General features: G+C 63.3%; 9 protein-coding genes. 4 read left to right on the top strand and 5 right to left on the bottom strand.

Annotated features, from left to right (window positions below; translation table 11 throughout):
• The first annotated feature begins 13 nt into the window (after positions 1 to 13).
• From ACQ4W0_RS05450 to ACQ4W0_RS05435, 4 genes are all read left to right on the top strand, one after another.
• Positions 14 to 2,758 carry a type VI secretion system Vgr family protein gene (locus ACQ4W0_RS05450; protein WP_436575846.1) on the top strand — a complete coding sequence of 915 codons (2,745 nt, stop codon included), beginning with the start codon at positions 14 to 16 and terminating at the stop codon, positions 2,756 to 2,758.
• A 23-nt stretch (positions 2,759 to 2,781) separates the two neighbouring features.
• Positions 2,782 to 5,028 carry a T6SS effector phospholipase Tle3 domain-containing protein gene (locus ACQ4W0_RS05445; RefSeq protein ID WP_436575845.1) on the top strand — a complete coding sequence of 749 codons (2,247 nt, stop codon included), beginning with the start codon at positions 2,782 to 2,784 and terminating at the stop codon, positions 5,026 to 5,028.
• Between the two features lie 689 nt (positions 5,029 to 5,717).
• Positions 5,718 to 6,440 (top strand): hypothetical protein, encoded by a 723-nt coding sequence (locus ACQ4W0_RS05440; protein ID WP_436575844.1) that lies wholly within the window; start codon positions 5,718 to 5,720, stop codon positions 6,438 to 6,440.
• Between the two features lie 28 nt (positions 6,441 to 6,468).
• The gene (locus ACQ4W0_RS05435) at positions 6,469 to 6,732 is read left to right on the top strand and encodes a PAAR domain-containing protein (protein ID WP_436575843.1); all 264 of its coding nucleotides are present in this window, start codon (positions 6,469 to 6,471) and stop codon (positions 6,730 to 6,732) included.
• On the opposite strand, the gene ACQ4W0_RS05430 is transcribed toward ACQ4W0_RS05435, so the two are convergent.
• The 5 genes from ACQ4W0_RS05430 to ACQ4W0_RS05410 form a co-directional block, all read right to left on the bottom strand.
• Positions 6,729 to 8,051, bottom strand: coding sequence for an aspartate aminotransferase family protein (locus ACQ4W0_RS05430; RefSeq protein WP_436575842.1), 1,323 nt, complete (start codon positions 8,049 to 8,051; stop codon positions 6,729 to 6,731). The genes ACQ4W0_RS05435 and ACQ4W0_RS05430 overlap by 4 nt on opposite strands.
• Positions 8,052 to 8,133: 82 nt before the next feature.
• A complete protein-coding gene (locus ACQ4W0_RS05425; RefSeq protein ID WP_436575841.1) occupies positions 8,134 to 9,030 on the bottom strand; it encodes a MurR/RpiR family transcriptional regulator in 897 nt (298 codons plus the stop codon).
• A 45-nt stretch (positions 9,031 to 9,075) separates the two neighbouring features.
• On the bottom strand, positions 9,076 to 9,387 hold the full coding sequence (locus ACQ4W0_RS05420; protein ID WP_436575840.1) for a hypothetical protein: 312 nt from the start codon (positions 9,385 to 9,387) through the stop codon (positions 9,076 to 9,078).
• Between the two features lie 277 nt (positions 9,388 to 9,664).
• Entirely contained in the window at positions 9,665 to 12,340 is a 2,676-nt protein-coding gene (locus ACQ4W0_RS05415; protein ID WP_436575839.1) for a TonB-dependent receptor, read from the bottom strand.
• Positions 12,341 to 12,565: 225 nt separating this feature from the next.
• Positions 12,566 to 15,712, bottom strand: a complete 3,147-nt coding sequence (locus ACQ4W0_RS05410; RefSeq protein ID WP_436575838.1) for an EAL domain-containing protein — start codon at positions 15,710 to 15,712, stop codon at positions 12,566 to 12,568.
• Positions 15,713 to 16,034: the final 322 nt, after the last annotated feature.

Raw genomic sequence — 16,034 nt, 5'->3', positions numbered from 1 at the left:
AAGGAAGAAAATCATGGAAGACTTCGCGCAATGGCTGGCCGTGGACAAGGCCTTGACCGCCGGCAACCGTGCCTTGCGGCTGCGCCTCGCTTATCCGGAAGGCATCAATGAGGATGTCTTGCTGCCGCAGCGCATCAGCGGCAGCGAGGCCATCTGCAGCGGGATTGAGTACCGCATCCTGTGCGTGGCCACCGAGGCGCAACTGGCGCTGAAACAGTTCATCGCCGTGCCCGCCGAATTGCAGATCGTTACCGACCGCGGGCAGCTGCGCAGGATCTGCGGCATCGTCGCCGAAGCGAGCGCGGGGCAAAGCGATGGCGGCCTGGCCACCTATCAGCTGGTGCTGCGCGACGGTCTGGCCTTGATGGACAAGCGCGTCAACACGCGCGTGTTTCGCAATAAAAATGAATTGCAGATCGTCCAGCTCCTGTTTGACGAATGGCGGCAGGGCAATAGCGTACTCGCCGCCAGCCTGGATTGTGCCATCGATGCGGCGCTGGCGGCGCGCAGCTTGCCCGCGCGCGAATTCACGATGCAGCACAATGAATCTGATGCCGCCTTTATCCGCCGCCTGCTCAAGCGCCGCGGCATCGCCTGGTGTTTCCAGGCGGGAGCGCCCGCCAGCGCGAACGCCGCGGACATGCCCGTGCATACTCTGTTGCTGTTCGACGACGCCGGCCGCCTGGCGCAAAACGCGGCCGGCACGGTGCGCTATCACCGCGATGACGCCACAGAGGAAAGGGATACCGTGACGGCCTGGAGCGCCGTGCGCCGCTTGCAAGCGGGAAAGTCCGAACGCTACAGCTGGGACGATGCTCACCCGCACAGCCCGCAGTTCATGGCCACGCAGTCACACGGCGGCGTGGATCAGGGCAGCCATGGCAATCGCCTGGCAGCCAGTCTCGACGACTATATCGTGGAGCCGCCGCTGGCCGCCGGCAGCAATGACGAATTGTGGCAACTGGGCCAGCTGGCGATGGCGCGTCACGATATGGACAGCAAGTGTTTCCAAGGAGAAGGCTGCGTGCGCGACTTTTGCGCGGGCCAATGGTTCAGCCTGGAAGGCCATGCCGACATCGACAGCCACCCGGTGGCCGAGCGCAGTTTCGTCATCACGGCCTTGAGCGTATCGGCCAGCAATAACTTGCCGACAGGACTCGATGCCCGGGTCGGACGCCTGTTTGCACAGAGCGGCTGGCAGTGCGATGCTGGTCTGGTGCAAGGCACAGACACAGATGGCCAGCCGGCCTTGCGCTACCGCAACCGTTTTACTTGCGTGCGGCGCGGCATCGCCGTCGTGCCTGCTTTTGATCCGCGCAGCGATTTCCCCGTCGTCCGCCTGCAAAGTTCGCTGGTCGTGGGGCCGGCCGGCGAAGAGGTGCATTGCGATGCGCTGGGGCGTGTCAAGGTGCGTTTTGGCGCCACGCGCGCGCCGGACCACGCGCATGCCAACGGCTCCGGTGCTTCCGATACGGAGCGCGATTCGGCCTGGGTGCGCGTGGCGTCCAGCTGGAGCGGCAATGGCCCGGGCAGCGGCAAACAATGCGGCACCGTGACCTTGCCGCGCATCGGCGCGGAAGTGCTGATCGATTTCCTCGGTGGCGACCCGGATCGCCCCATCATCGTCGGCCAGCTGTACAACGCCGTGGGCGCACCGCCGGGCTTGAGCGGGCGTGGCAGCTTGCCTGGCAACCGCTATCTGTCCGGCATGCGCAGCCGCGAAGTGCGGGGCGGACGGGGCAACCAGCTGTGCTTTGACGACACGCCGTTGCAGATCAGCGCGCAGCTTGCCAGCGATCAGGCGGCCACGCAATTGAACCTCGGCTATCTGACCGAACCGCGCAGCGACGGTGCAGGGCGGCAGCGCGGTGACGGCTTTGAATTGCGCAGCGACGCCAGTGGCAGCGTGCGCACGGCCCGTTCGCTGTTGATTTCGGCCTGGAAACAGCTGGGCGCCAGCGGCAAGCAGCTCGATAGCAGCGAGCATGTTGCCGTGATGCAGGAGTGCCTGGATTTGTTTACTTCCCTGGGCGAGTTTGCCGCGCAGCACCAGGCGCTGGCGCTGGACGCGGCCGGTAGCAAGGCGCTGGGGGCGGCCATTGCCGCCGACCAGCCCGCCGTCAGCATCACGGCGCCCGAGGGCGTGGCGCTGAGCACGCCCAGGACCATCGCCGGCAATGCGGGCACGAATATCGACCTGGTGGCTCAGCAGCACTTACAACTGAGCGCGGCCCAGCGCTGCAACGTCAACGCGGGCAAGGGCATTTCCCTGTTCGCGCACAAGGATGGCATCGTGCAGGTGGCCCACTTCGGCAAGTTTTTGCTGCAAAGCCAGCACGACTTGCTGCAGGCGGATGCCGCCAAGGACATCCGCCTGACAGCGGGCACCCGCCTGGTCGGCATGGCGCAGGATGAAATCACCTTCATGACGGCGGGCGGCGCCTATCTGAAACTGTCGGGCGGCACGGTGGAACTGGGCGGTCCCGGCGCGCTGACGGTGAAGACCGATGGTCACCACTGGAACGGCCCCGGCAGCATGAAGGCGGAACTGCCCACCTTCGGCGAAGGCGAGCTGGGCCGCGTGCCGCGCTTGCTGCGTCCCACCGATGGCTTGCCCGTCGAAGGCGTGGAAGTGCACATCGAGCGCGAAGGCGGCAGTCCCATGACAGGTGTCAGCGGCGCGGACGGGCGCGGGCCGACGGTGGCGACCGATCATCTGCAGCGGCTGAAGGGCTTCTTCTTCCGCCGCCGTTCCTGAAACCCGACATCGGAGAACACACCATGCTGTTCGATCCTCACCCGCCGCTGTGCGACGACCCCAAAATCGATATCCTCGGTCAGTTTTCCTGTAGCGCCAATTTCCAGAGCAGCGACTGGGACACGCTGCAGCAGCTGCCGCTGCCCGGCGTCATTATCTTCGTGCACGGCGTCAATTCCGATGGCGAGTGGTACGCGGCGGCGGAAGAAGGCCTGTGCAACGGCCTCAACGAGCGCCTCAAGCGTTCCTGCCATCACCTGCAGCACCGTGGCGTGGAGGGCGGCGAACTGAAGGCGGTCAATTATGGCGCCGAGATCACGGCCGAAGGCTTTCTCCATCCCGAGATGTCGGCCGACACCTTGATCCACGATGCCGGCACTTTTTCTCCCGTGATCCGTTTTCGCTGGGGCTACAAGGCTTCCGGCGAGGAACTGCAGAAATACGGCAAGGGCATCTACCTGAATGAAGAAGACTACTGGGGCGGCGGGCCGTTTGCCAATGGATGCAGTGCGCTGGCGGACTTGTGGAAGGACGGGCTGAGCGAGGGTTTATTCTTGTGGAACACCATCCAGCACATGAATCCCTTCCCGGAACGGCAAGTGTTCAGCTGCCCGCCGCGCCCGTATTTCGTGCTGGCTGCCTATCGTTTGGCCAAGCTGGTCGAAGCCATCCGCCAGCAGCAGGCCGACGTGCCCGTCACCATCGTGTGCCACAGCCAGGGCACGATGGTAGCGATGGCGGCCGCCTTTCTCGGCGCCCGCCTGCCCAAGGCCGATGGCGTTCCTTGCGTGGCCGATAACTATGTCATCTGCAATTCACCGTACAGCCTGGCGAAACGCAATAGCGCCGAGAACTGGGTGGCCAGCAATCTGCGTGCGGCGGACGGCAGCACGGGCAGGGTGACGGTGCAGGCGCGCATCGCCACCTTGAAAAACTTCTTTGCCATCATCGGCCGGCGCGCCAGCCTGGGCGAGGCGCAGACAGACGAGGAAATCGACCGCTGCATGGCCAATGCGCAGCACGGTTTTTCCGCTGCGGCGGACCGCGAGCAGTACGGGATTGCCGGCGCCGCCCGGGGCGGCAAGAAATCATCGTATGGCAGGGTGACCATCTATTGCAATCCGCACGACGTGGTGGTGTCGTCCGTCGCCATCGAGGGCATCGGCTGGCGTGGCCTGTCGGGTTCGCTGGCCAAGGACAGCAAGGACGGCGGCGAACTGGCTGCCACCGGGGCCGCAGGCGTCTGCGTGCAGCGCGTGTTTGCCCAGGGGTTTGAGGTGGGCAAGCAGGGCAGCTATCACTACTGGACCGATCACTGGCGCAAGCCCACGCCGGGCGGCAAGGACTTCTGGTTTCCGGCGCAGAAATATGCGTTGTATTCCATCAAGCAGGGTGTCGAGGCCAGCCAGGGCTCCTTTTCCACCATCCTGACGGTCGGTTTTTCGCCCTTGTTTATCGTGGCAACGGGCCTGGCTCAAAGCCCTTGCAATGCCTCGCCCCACAAAGATTGGAAAATCGAACTGAGTGCGCCCGACTTGCTGCCGCCCTTCAAGCCGCAGTCCTTGCGCTTTGGCCAGACAAGCGAGGAATTCGACGAAGGCTACGAGCCGCTCGGCGAATCGCGCCAGGCCGGCAAGCAGCGCGCGCCCGGCGACGATTACCTTGCCGATCATGAGATTCCTCCCGGCGGCCTGCAGGGGCAGGCGGGGAAAAGCGAAGCCAAACGCATGGACATCGCCAAGGGCACGGCCGATGACGAGGCGCGCCTGCGATTCGAGCAGCGCGCGGTGATACGCGCGCAAGCCGTACGGGAAGGGAAAAGTCCCGCAGGCCAAAAAGTGCAGCAGGAAATGCCCAACGCCACGCCCGACGCCGACTTCCTGCAATGGCGCAGCACGCGGATAGGGGAAATGATGGCCAGCCAGGCCGGCGCCTACGCCACCGACCATTCCACGATCCTGACCAACCCCATGCACGCAGAGCGGGCGCTGGCGTATGACGTGGCGGTGGGCGTGTGCCGCATCAAGCCGGACCAGCTGCGCAAGTTGAGGGTGGCGGCGGATTGGCGGTTGTTGAGAGCGCTAAATAATACTGAATCCGCTAAATTGTTCGAAGAATATTTTAATGACGGGAAATTGCATGGTTTGACCATCACTCAATGGTCTCAGCAGACTGCTGGAGAAGGTAGTCTTCCTGTATCCATAGTTGACGTGAGAGAGAACCCTGCTCTTGATTCTCATCCTAATTCCGGTGAACGAGCATTTTTATGAAGGGAAATTAAATTTTATATAAATACATAAATATTAAATAACTATTTTATCTTGTTGGAGATAATGTCATGGCTAGATCTATATTGTTATCTATACTAGGTGCATTTCTGATTGTTTTAGTTTTGTCAGCTTGCGCCCGTTTATGTACATCGACAAACATAGTGATTCCTGTCGTTCCTATTAATGGATCTTTAGCGCAGCGACCATTTCTAGCTCAGGTTGTCGGGTTGCAATGGTTAAACCCTTTACACCGTAGAGACTATCCAACTGAGTGGCAGCTACTTTGGACCCTCGGCCTGGTACGACCGAATTCGAACGATGACATGGTAAAAGAAAAACCTGAAAAATATTCTAAGTTGCAAAGTATCGCCCCCATTGCCATAGGCAATGAAGGCTCTGAAACTTTCGATGGATACCATGAAAAATACATTAATGAGTTAATGAACTTGTACCATGATGTGTATTACTCTGATCCAGAATATTTCTACAATGTTCACTCAGCTGAGGACAAATCACGCTGGCGAGAGTTGGCTGGTATCCATATCGAATATGCCCTGCCAGAAGGTAAGCTCGATCCGGTAGAAACGATAGCATTTGTGCGCAAAAGAGTTGCAAGAACTTTTAGCATCGGCAACGTTCACTCTCCCACCCTCTGGACCCGCTCCACCCCACCCGACGTCCGCGTCACCATGGGCGGCCCCAACGCCGGTTTTACCTCCTTGGCTGCGGCGCTCGACTATTTGCAAGCCCATCCCAAGGAAACCGTCTGGGCCATGAACTGGGATGCGCCCAGCCGGCCTCTGGACCGGCAGATCAACGAGAACCTGGTGCTGCTGGTGCTGGCCGGTCCCGATTACAAGACGGAGCGCGCGCCGCTGGCGTGGCTCGGCTATCCGAGTACCAAACAGGTTGCCGATTTTGAAGTCAAAAAAGGCGAACCACCGCGCCTGGTGCAGGCGTGGACGGCGGCCATCGAAGATGCCGCCGCGAAGGCGAACAGGCGTGATAGCGAGGTCGGCTATCTCATCCACGACGCGGGCAATACACATAAGGATTCGTCCGCACGGTTGGGTGCGCTGGCGCAGACGCTCACCCTGCAATTGCCGGAATTCGATTTCCTCAAGCAAAGCTTCAATTTGACCGCCGTGCTGGGCGAGACAGGCGCGGGTACGGCCCTGACGAACGTGGCGCTGGGCATCGCCTACGCGCACCATTTCGGTAAACCGGTGCTGGTGGCCGGCACCAGCGACCTGCTTGCCCCCGTGGCGCTGGTGGTGGCGCCGCCCGCCGTCGTGCGGCCGATCCAGCCCGACAAACCGTGGTTCCGAGCGCGCAGCGGCAACCATGCGTATCTGCCCTGGTGGGGCTTGCGCCACGATGCGCGCGAGTATTACCAGGGGTTTTCGCAATGAAGCGCCTTAGCTATCCAGGGAGAAAACCATGCGCGGTGTGATCCGTTTGAACGACCCCACCAGCCATGGCGGCAAGGTGGTGGGGGCTGCGCCGAACAGTACGGTGCTGGGCGTGGCCGTGGCGCGCAAGGGCGATCCTTGCATGTGCCCGATAAAAGGCCACGTGCGCTGCGTGATCGCCGAGGGCGATCCGCAGGTACTGATCGATGGCGTGCCCGTGGCCTTTGACGGGCACAAGACCAGTTGCGGCGCCAGCCTGATGTCTACGGTGGGCAACAGCGGGCGCGGTTAGCGCAGGCTGGCGTCGATAGCCATGCCCAGCTTGTCGACGATTTCATCGACGTGGCTGGCGTCGATGATGTAGGGCGGCGCCAGCAGGATGTGGTCGCCGTGCAGGCCGTCGATGGTGCCGCCCATGGGGTAGCACATCAGTCCGTTTTGCATGGCGAGCGTCTTGATGCGCGCGTGCAGACGGCGCGCCGGGTCGAACGGCTGCTTGCTGGCGCGCTCCTGCACCAGTTCCAGCCCCAGGAACAGGCCGCGGCCGCGGATGTCGCCCAAGTGCGCATGGCCATCGAAACGCGCATGCAGCCGCTCTTTCAGCAAGCCGCCCATGGCGCGTACATTGCTTAATAAATCGCGCTCCTCGATCTGCTGTTGCACGGCCAGGGCGGCGGCGCAGGCGGTGGCGTGGCCAATATACGTGTGGCCATGCTGGAAGAAGCCCGTGCCGGCGCGTAGGGTGTCGCGGATGTCCTTGGAGACCATGACTGCGCCGATGGGCTGGTAGCCGGCGCCCAGGCCTTTGGCGATGCAGATCAGGTCGGCTGTGATGCCTTCCTGCTCGCAGGCGAACAGGCTGCCCGTGCGGCCCATGCCGCACATGACTTCGTCGAGGATCAGCAGGATGCCGTGGCGCTGGCAGATGTCGCGCATGCGCTGGAAGTAGCCGGTGACGGCGGGCAGGGCGCCGGCCGTGGCGCCGACGACGGGTTCGGCGATGAAGGCCATGACCTTGTCCGCGCCCAGTTCGGCGATATTGTCTTCCAGCTCCTGGCCCAGGCGCGCCACGTAGTCGCCATCCGTTTCATAGGCTGGCTGGTCGCGCCAGGCGTAACAGGGAGACACATGGGTCACTTTGACCAGCAACGGCTCGAATTGCTGGCGGCGCCAGGCGTTGCCGCCCGTGGCCAGCGCGCCCAGGGTGTTGCCGTGATAGCTCTGGCGGCGCGCGATGACATGGCGGCGCTGCGGCTGGCCCCGCTCCACGAAATACTGGCGCGCCAGCTTGAGCGCGCTTTCCACCGCTTCCGAGCCACCCGAGACGAAATACACGCTGTCGATGCCGTCTGGTGCCCGGGCGACGAGGAAATCGGCCAGCTGTTCCATCGGTTCGGTAGTGAAAAATGAGCTATGCGCGTAAGCCATTGTGGCAATCTGCTGCTGCACGGCGGCGATCACGGCCGCATCCGCATGGCCGAGGCACGAGACTGCCGCGCCGCCGCAGGCATCCAGGTAGCGCTTGCCATTGGCATCGATCAGGTAAGGGCCATCGCCGCCTGCGGCGACGGGATAACTGGCGGTCAGGCTGCGGTGGAAGACATGGCTCATGGCATCGCTTTCTTATCGGCAAGGGGGGATGGCCGATTATAGGATGCTGCGCACTGCATTGCAACGAATGATGTATTTGTTTTTAATTTACATCATTTGATGTTTTTGCATAGGCGCCCAGCGCCCGCAATTGCTTTTCCGCTGCGCCGATGGCTTGCACGGCGTCCGGCCCCGCGCGCGCCACCAGCAATTCCACCAGACTTTCCACGGCGGCGACGCCGGCCACGATGGAGGGGAAGAACGAGGGGCTGTCGACGGCGATGACGATGCTGGCGTCAGCCTGCAGGGCCAGCGGCGACATGGCGCTGTCGCTGATGGCGACCAGCTGGCAGCCGGCCTGGCGCGCCGCCTGCGCCACCAGCAGCGCCTCGCTGGAATACGGCGCGAAGCTGACGACGACGACGGCTTCGCCCGCCTGCAGGGCGCGCAAGTCCATTTCCAGGGTGCCGCCCTGGCCGCTCAACAGCTGCACGCTGGGGCGCAGCAGCCGGTACAGGTAGTGCAAGGTGTAGGCGATGGGGTGGGCGGCGCGAAAGCCCGCCACGTGCACGCGGGGCGCCGCCTGCAGCAGATTGGCGGCCGCGTCCAGGGCGGCGTGGTTGGCGCTTTCCGTGGCGGCCAGGTTGTGCTGCTGCACCGCGAATACTTCGGTGACCAAGTCGCGCTCTTTCCCTTCTTTGCCGGCCAGCGCACCGGCTTTTGCCGCGTAGCCGCTTGGCCCCGCGCGCAAGCGTTCGACGAAGATGGCTTTGAGTTCCGGCCAGCCGGCAAAGCCCAGTTGCTGCGCCAGGCGCACCAGGGCGGCCGATTGCACCTGCGCGCGCGCGGCAATGCTGCGCATCGAGGACACGGCCACCTCGTCCGGATGATCGGCCAGGTAGCGGGCACCGGCCTGGAATTGCGGGCTCAGTTCCGCATGGCGCGCCTTGATCAGGGCCATCAGTGCCGCATAGGAGTCGTGGGGTGTCGCTGCCTGCATCGCTGTGCCTCAGATTAATAGCTTGCGGCGATGGTACAGGATTCGTCAGCGCGCCGGTAGCGGCAAGCCTTGCGCCTGGGCAGCCGTACGCGGACGCAGGCGGGTAAACAGGTGCGGCCCGGCCGGTGTGCGGCGCGGTCCCTTCGTCAGCACGCGCAAGGCGGTGGGCAGCGGCACGTCGTGGCAATGCAGGAACAGGGCGGCGGCGCCCGTGCCGGCCATTTCCTGCAAGGCCAGCGCATGCTCGACCAGCGCCGCAGTGCGCATGTCGAGCCGCACCGGGATGTCGGGTTGAAACAACTGTGGTTCGACGTGCCGTGCATCGCGCATGCTGTCCCCGCCGGGTTCGCTAGTCAAGCTGCCAGCATAAAAGCGCTCCGGCGGCGGTACCTTGCGCCAGATCAATTCCAATATCCGATAGATTCCTCAATGCAAAAAAAAGCGCCAACCGTTGCCGGCTGGCGCTGAAACCCTCGCAAGGAAGAAAAAATTATGAATTTCAACGACGTTTCGACGCCTGGCAAAACCAGCGCGAGCGGCAGTGATTTGTGGCCGAGAAGCGCAGCGGCACTTTAGTGCCGTGAGCATCGCCGGGCGCAAAGCGCGCCGCGCAGCCGGTTTGCTCAGGTGGCCACTAGTAGCTCCAGCGGACGGACAGACCGACGACCTTGTCATAGCGCCGCACATCGCGCACATAGTCCGGCGTGTCGTGGTAGTCGCGGTAGGTCGAGTCGAGCAGGTTGTTGGCGTCCAGGGTCACCGTGGTGTGCGGGGTGAGCTTGTACGACACCGACGCGTCCAGGGTTTTCGTCGGCGCCACGGTCAGGTGGATGCCCTTGCCGCGGTAGTTGTAGTCGTCGACATATTTATCGCGCCAGCTGTAGGCCAGGCGCGCCGACCACGGTCCCTGTTCGTACAGACCGACGATATTGGCCGACCACTTCGACATGCCCGTGAACGGGTGCACGCCGCCATCGACTTCTTCCAGCTCGCCCGTCATGTAGGTGGCGTTGGCCTGCAGGCCCAGGCCGCTCATCCAGCCGGGCAGCTTGTCGTAGAACTGCTGGTAGGCCATTTCCAGGCCTTGCAGATGGCCCTTCGAGGTGTTGCGCGGACGCGTGATGTCGTACACGATGCCGCCATACGTTTCCTTGGCCGAACCAGACAGGATGTAATTCTTGAAGTTGTGGCGGAACACGGTGGCCGTGACGGAGCCCGTCTGCGCGAAATACCATTCCAGCGCCACGTCGAAGTTCTTGCCTTCCACCGGTTTGAGGTCGGGATTGCCGCCGCTGCCTGCCGGGCGCACCATCTCCAGGCTCTGGCCCAGGCTCACGCCGGGGTTGAAGTCGGCGAAGTTGGGGCGCTGCACGGCCTTGCCGGCGGTCATGCGGGCGATCAGGTCCTGGCGCAGCATGGCTTTCAGAGTCATGCTGGGCAGCACGTCCGTGTCCGAGGTCGTCACGCGCACTGGCGTGACGATGCCGTTTTGCGAGGAATTGCCTTGCAAGTCCTGCTTGGTCTGCACCACGCGCACGCCCAAGGTGCCATCGACCGGTACTTGCGCCAGGTCAAAGCCGATGCGCGCCTTGCCGTAGACAGCATTGGTTTTTTCCACGTCCTTGTAGTGGGTCATCGGATCGTCGGGGCTGCGTTCGCTGCTGCCCGTAAACAGCTGGCGCAGCACGCCCGTGTTGTTGAGCATGAAGTCGCGGCACGGCGTGAGCCAGCTTTGCAGGCCGAAGTTGCCCGTGTTGTCGTGTGAGGTGCACGCCAGGCCGGGAATCGCGTCCGCAGTCATGATCGACGTCAGCCCGCCCTGGCCATTTTTTTCGCGGATCGATTCGGCCTTGCGCTTGGCCAGGCGCACGCCGCCCGAGAATTCGCGGAAAAAGCCCGTGCTGTCCATGTCGTAGGTGACGTCGCCGCGCCAGTCGGTCGAGCTGCCTTCGTCGTGGCTGTGGTTATCGTAGAAGCCGAGCAGGGTGTAGTTCTTCGGATCGGTCATGTTGTAGCCGGGGTAGCTGATCTGTGCGCCGCCGTTGACATTCGTGCTGCCGATGATGCTGGTCGGATGGGCGAGGAAGTCGAGGATGGGGAATTCGCGCTCGAAGTTGCTGACCGTGCGCGCCAGTTCCGTTGTGGCGCGCAGCTGCGGTGTGATATCCCAGCGCGCGCCGATGGCGCCCTGGGAGCCGATCGAGCGGTCGCGCCGCGCCTGGGTCGATCCGAGCGTGAACGGTGACGACGAGCCGTTGATCTTGCCCACCGTGGCCGCCTGATTGGTGCCGGGGATCAGGGTGATGTCCGGATTCTGCCCCCAGGGCAGCGAACCGACGAAAAACTGGCTGTCGAAGGCGTGCTTGATCAGGGTTGACATGCCTTCTGCATACACTTCCACCTGCGAGTTCGGGCGCCACTGGAAGGCGGCATTCGCCGCGTAGCGCTTGCGGTCGCCCACGGTCGGGATCATGCCGACGGAATCGGGCCCTGTGATGTTGCCCGCTTCCGGGCGCTTGACGGGTTCGGCGTTCCAGATCGTCTCGTCATAATATTTGCTGCGCTGGTAGGACAGGCCGAGCAGGGCGCCGAATTCGCCGTATTGGGTCTTCCAGCGGTTCGAGACCATGCCGCTGACGTTCGGGTCCGTCGAGCCGGACTTGTCGCGGTGCTCGGCGCGCACGTTGCCCGATGCTGTAAAGCCCTTGAAATCGAACGGGCGGTTGGTGCGCACGTCGACCACGCCGGCGGTGCCGCCTTCGACCATGTCGGCGCCCTGCGATTTGTACACGTCCACGCGCTGCAGCATGGCCGTCGGGATGTCGGCCAGGTACAGGCTGCGGCCTACGGACGTGAACATTTCGCGGCCGTTGAGCAAGGTCACCACGCCGGGCAGGCCGCGGATGATGACGGAACCCGCTTCGCCGCCTTCGCGGCGGATCTGCACGCCCGTCACGCGGCCGAGGATCTCGGCCACGTTCTTGTCGGGGAATTTGCCGATTTCATCGGCGACGATAGAGTCGACCACCTGGTCGTTGTTTTTCTTGATCGTCTGTGCGCTCTGTGCTGCCCTGCGTACGCCCGTGACGGCCACCACGGCGATGCCGGCATTGTCGGCTGGCGTTGCGGCCTGCGCGGGTGCCGTCTCTACCGCTTCTGCCGCCGGTGTCTCCACGGCGGGCGCCTGTTGTGCCCAGACGGAAGCACTGCTCAGTAGGCCGGCGCCGGCCAGGGCGGCCACCGTGGCCTTCAAGGTCAATCGTGTGTTTTGCCTGGGCGTGCGGGTGCCCGTTGCCATCCATTGGTTCATCTTGTCTCCACCTGTATTTTAGTTATGTTGAGAACGCTGCGGCAGTCGCCGCCAGAGCTGGAACTTGCTCAGAAACATGGTAGGTTGGAATGACTTTGCCCCACAAATGACTTCTTTTGCGATGTCAATACCAATTCCGGTATCCCTGCTGCATTCATGCGCCCTGGCGGCGCACCGCGCGTTCTCAAATCCAGCGCGCGCGTTGCAGGCGCTCCACGGGAAGTGTCAGGCGGCGCAAGGCGCGGCGCTTTGCGCCAGCCATGCCATGAATTGCGCCTGCGGCATGGGCCGGGCAAAATAGTAGCCCTGCAATTCATCGCAGCCGGCGTGGCGCAGCACGTCGGCATCGGCCGCGCTTTCCACGCCCTCGGCGGTGACCGTCAAGCCCAGGGTATGGCCAAGGCCGATGATGGTTTTCGTCACCGCCAGGTTTTGCGGCGAACCGTGGATATTCTGCACGAAGCTCATGTCGATTTTCAGCTTGTCGAGCGGGAAGCGGCACAGGTAGTTCAGGCTCGAATAGCCGGTGCCGAAATCGTCGATCGACAGTGCAAACCCCAGTGTCTTGATGGCGCGCAGGGTGGCGATGGTGTCGTCCACATTGTCCATCAGGATCGATTCGGTCAGTTCGAATTCGATCTGTCCCGGCGTGACGGGAAACTCGCGCAGCACCTCGCGCAAGGTGGCCACCAGGCCGCCGCTTTTCAGCTGGATGGCCGACAGGTTGATCGATACGGCGATGTCGCCCGTGCCCGCCTCGCGCCAGGCCAGCTGCTGGCGGCATGCTTCGCGGATGACCCACGCGCCGATGGAGACGATCAGGCCCGACTCTTCGGCGGCGGGAATGAAGTTGTCGGGCGCGATTAGGCCGTGCTGTGGATGCTGCCAGCGGATCAGGCTTTCCACGCCATTCAGGCGGCTGCTCTTCGCATCGATGCGCGGCTGGTAATACAGCACCAGTTCCTGCCGCTCGATGGCGTGGCGCAGATCGCTTTCCAGGTGCAGCTGCTGCAACTGCTGCTCCTGCATCTGCGGCGTGAACATGCGCGCATGATCGCGCCCGCCGCTCTTGGCCTGGTACATGGCCGCGTCGGCGTGGCGCATCAGGGTATCCATGTCGTCGCCGTGGTCCGGGTAAATGGCCACGCCCACGCTGCACGAGACATACAGCTCGTTGCCTTCCACCTGATGCGGCTGGCGCATGGCCGGTATCAATCGCGTGTCGAGCAGGGCGCCGATGGATGCGGCATCGCCGATGCCGTTGAGGATGACGACGAATTCATCGCCACCCAGGCGGCTGACGGTATCGCCTTCGCGCACCAGCTGCAGCAGGCGCGCCGACACCGATTGCAGCAGCGCGTCACCCACATGGTGGCCCAGCGCGTCGTTGACGTGCTTGAAGCGGTCCAGGTCGACGAACAGCACGCCCACCTTTTCGCCGCTGCGGCGCGCCTGCGCGATGGCGGCCGCCAGGCGCAGCTTCGATACGTGGCGGTTCGCCAGGCCCGTCAGCGCATCGTGATGGGCCATGTGCTCGATCTGCCGTTCGCTGGCCTTGCGTTCGCTGATATCTAGCGAGCTGGCGATGAAATGCGTGGTGACGCCATCGAGGTCGCGCACGGCGTTCATCACCAGCCAGGCGGGATAGGCTTCGAGCGACTTGCGCTGCACCCAGATCTCGCCCTGCCAGTAGCCGCGCCGCGCCAGGGTCCGGCGCAGGCTGTCGAGCTGCTCGGGGCTGTTGTCGGGCGCGAGAAGGAAGGCCGGGCGCTTGCCGATCAGCTCCACCATGTCGTACAGCGAATGGCGGCGGAAAGCCTGGTTGACGGTGATGATGCGCATGCCGGCATCCATCACGATCAGGCTTTCGGCCGATGCCTCGAAAACCTTGGCCCATAGTTCCAGGCGCGATTCCATCAGCTTCATCTTGTTGATCGGCGTGAAGGTGGACAGCACGGCGCGCTGGCCCTGGTAGTCGATCAGACGCGCGGAAATCAGGGCCCAGGTGGGCGTGCCACCGCCGCTCCAGCTCACCTCGAATTCATCGACGGCGCCCAGGTCGCTCAAGCGCTGGAAGAAGCGCGAACGGGCTTGCGGACTCATGCCGCTCACCCACGGGTCCAGTTCCAGGCCGCCCTGCCACGCGTGCGCGGCCTGGTTCGCGTGCAGCACCTGGTGATGCGGGATCGAGGTGACCATCAGCGGGATGGGAATGGCGTCGACCAGCTGGCGCTGTGCGTCGGCGGCGCTGGCGCGCGCCACCAGTTCCTGCTGCGCCATGCGCTGGAAGTCGAGCTGCTGCAGCATGGTATTGAAGGCGCTGACCAGGCGCCCCGTTTCGTCCTCGCTGTCCCAGACGGCGCGCAGGCTATGGTCGCCCGTTTCGCGCACTTCCTGCGCCACGCGCGCCAGGCGGCGGATGGGCAGGGCGATCTGCCGCGCGACGAAAAACACCAGGCCCAATATCATCACCAGCAGCAGCACGGCCGTGCCCAGATGCAGCCACATGCGTGTGAAAAAGCCGTCCACGCGCAGCTGGATCAAACGGTGCAATTCGTCTTCCGCCGCGCGCCAGGCACGCTGCAGGGCAGCGACGGCCGCCGCATCATGCCTTGCCAGCGCCGCGCTGCCGGCCGCATGGGCAGGCGCGCCGGCCAGCGCCTGGGTGCTGGCGCGAAACTGCGCCACGGCTTGCTGCAGGGCCGCGCGCGAGCCATCCAGGTGTTTGCGCAGCAGCGGCGTGCTGGCCGCGAACGCCTCCGTGTAGTCGCTGCCGATGCCGCCCATGGTGGCGTCCATGCGGCCTTCCAGGATCAGGAACTGGGTTTGCAAGCGTTGGCGCTGCATGCCTTCCGCCGTCGCCAGCTGCAAGGCCAGGTCGCGCGTGCTGTTGATCACCTCCAGCAGCTCGGGAAAGCGCAAGATCACCAGCGACATGGTGTAGTAGCTGTCCAGGTCAGGGTCGAGGATCAGGTTGGACTGGTTGCCCACGCGCGTGAGCAGTTCGCGCCCGGCAACGAAGGCGGGCGAGGGGGCAGTGCTGTCGCCCGGCATGCCGGCATCGGCTTCTCCCTGGCGCAGCAGGGCAGCAAATTGCGCACTCAGTTCACCGCTGCGCATGTCCGCACCAAATCGGTGTTCGGCCTGCTCCACGGCCGCCGCTTGCGCGCCGGGCTGCAGCGTAGTCCGCGTCAGCGGCAGCAGCGTATCGCGGATGGCGGCGATGTAGGCATTGCCCGCCATCTCCTTGCGGGAAAAGTCGATGGCGATGTATTTTTCGTTGATGAGGATGCCGGAAATGAAGATGACGGCAGAAAGATCGAGCAAGTAGATCAGCGCCAGTTTGCGCCCCACCGTCAATTTTCCGATCATGCGCGAGATTCTGCCCACCATGCGTGCACTACCTTCTCGTCAGCCAAGTTTGTGTTTTCTTATGAGCAATTTTCATGCCCGAATTTACAAGCTTGCAAGGTCGATACAAGGTGTTTTTGCACCATGCCGGTGCGTGGCTGGAGATGGCGAGCGCCAATAAAAAGGGCGGCCCGCAGGCCTAATGCCGTTCAGTTAAGACTGAACGGCATTTTTATTTTCCGGCTTGTAAACGTCAGAAGAGCCTGTTAACCTGCGATACATGCTTGATGACGCGATGCATTTTTTGACAGAACACCAAGAGGCGCCTAATTGGGAACGCCTG

Source organism: Janthinobacterium breve, from assembly GCF_051380895.1.
In the GTDB taxonomy this organism is placed as follows: domain Bacteria; phylum Pseudomonadota; class Gammaproteobacteria; order Burkholderiales; family Burkholderiaceae_D; genus Janthinobacterium.
Note: the sequence above shows the minus strand (reverse complement) of the source record. Positions and strands in the feature narration are given on the sequence as shown.

Bases quoted from the DNA above. Each gene is read 5' to 3' on its own strand.
- ACQ4W0_RS05410 (WP_436575838.1), bottom strand. From the start codon at position 15,712: ATGATCGGAAAATTGACGGTGGGGCGCAAACTGGCGCTGATCTACTTG.
- ACQ4W0_RS05430 (WP_436575842.1), bottom strand. From the start codon at position 8,051: ATGAGCCATGTCTTCCACCGCAGCCTGACCGCCAGTTATCCCGTCGCC.
- ACQ4W0_RS05450 (WP_436575846.1), top strand. From the start codon at position 14: ATGGAAGACTTCGCGCAATGGCTGGCCGTGGACAAGGCCTTGACCGCC.
- ACQ4W0_RS05435 (WP_436575843.1), top strand. From the start codon at position 6,469: ATGCGCGGTGTGATCCGTTTGAACGACCCCACCAGCCATGGCGGCAAG.
- ACQ4W0_RS05440 (WP_436575844.1), top strand. From the start codon at position 5,718: ATGGGCGGCCCCAACGCCGGTTTTACCTCCTTGGCTGCGGCGCTCGAC.
- ACQ4W0_RS05425 (WP_436575841.1), bottom strand. From the start codon at position 9,030: ATGCAGGCAGCGACACCCCACGACTCCTATGCGGCACTGATGGCCCTG.
- ACQ4W0_RS05415 (WP_436575839.1), bottom strand. From the start codon at position 12,340: ATGAACCAATGGATGGCAACGGGCACCCGCACGCCCAGGCAAAACACA.
- ACQ4W0_RS05445 (WP_436575845.1), top strand. From the start codon at position 2,782: ATGCTGTTCGATCCTCACCCGCCGCTGTGCGACGACCCCAAAATCGAT.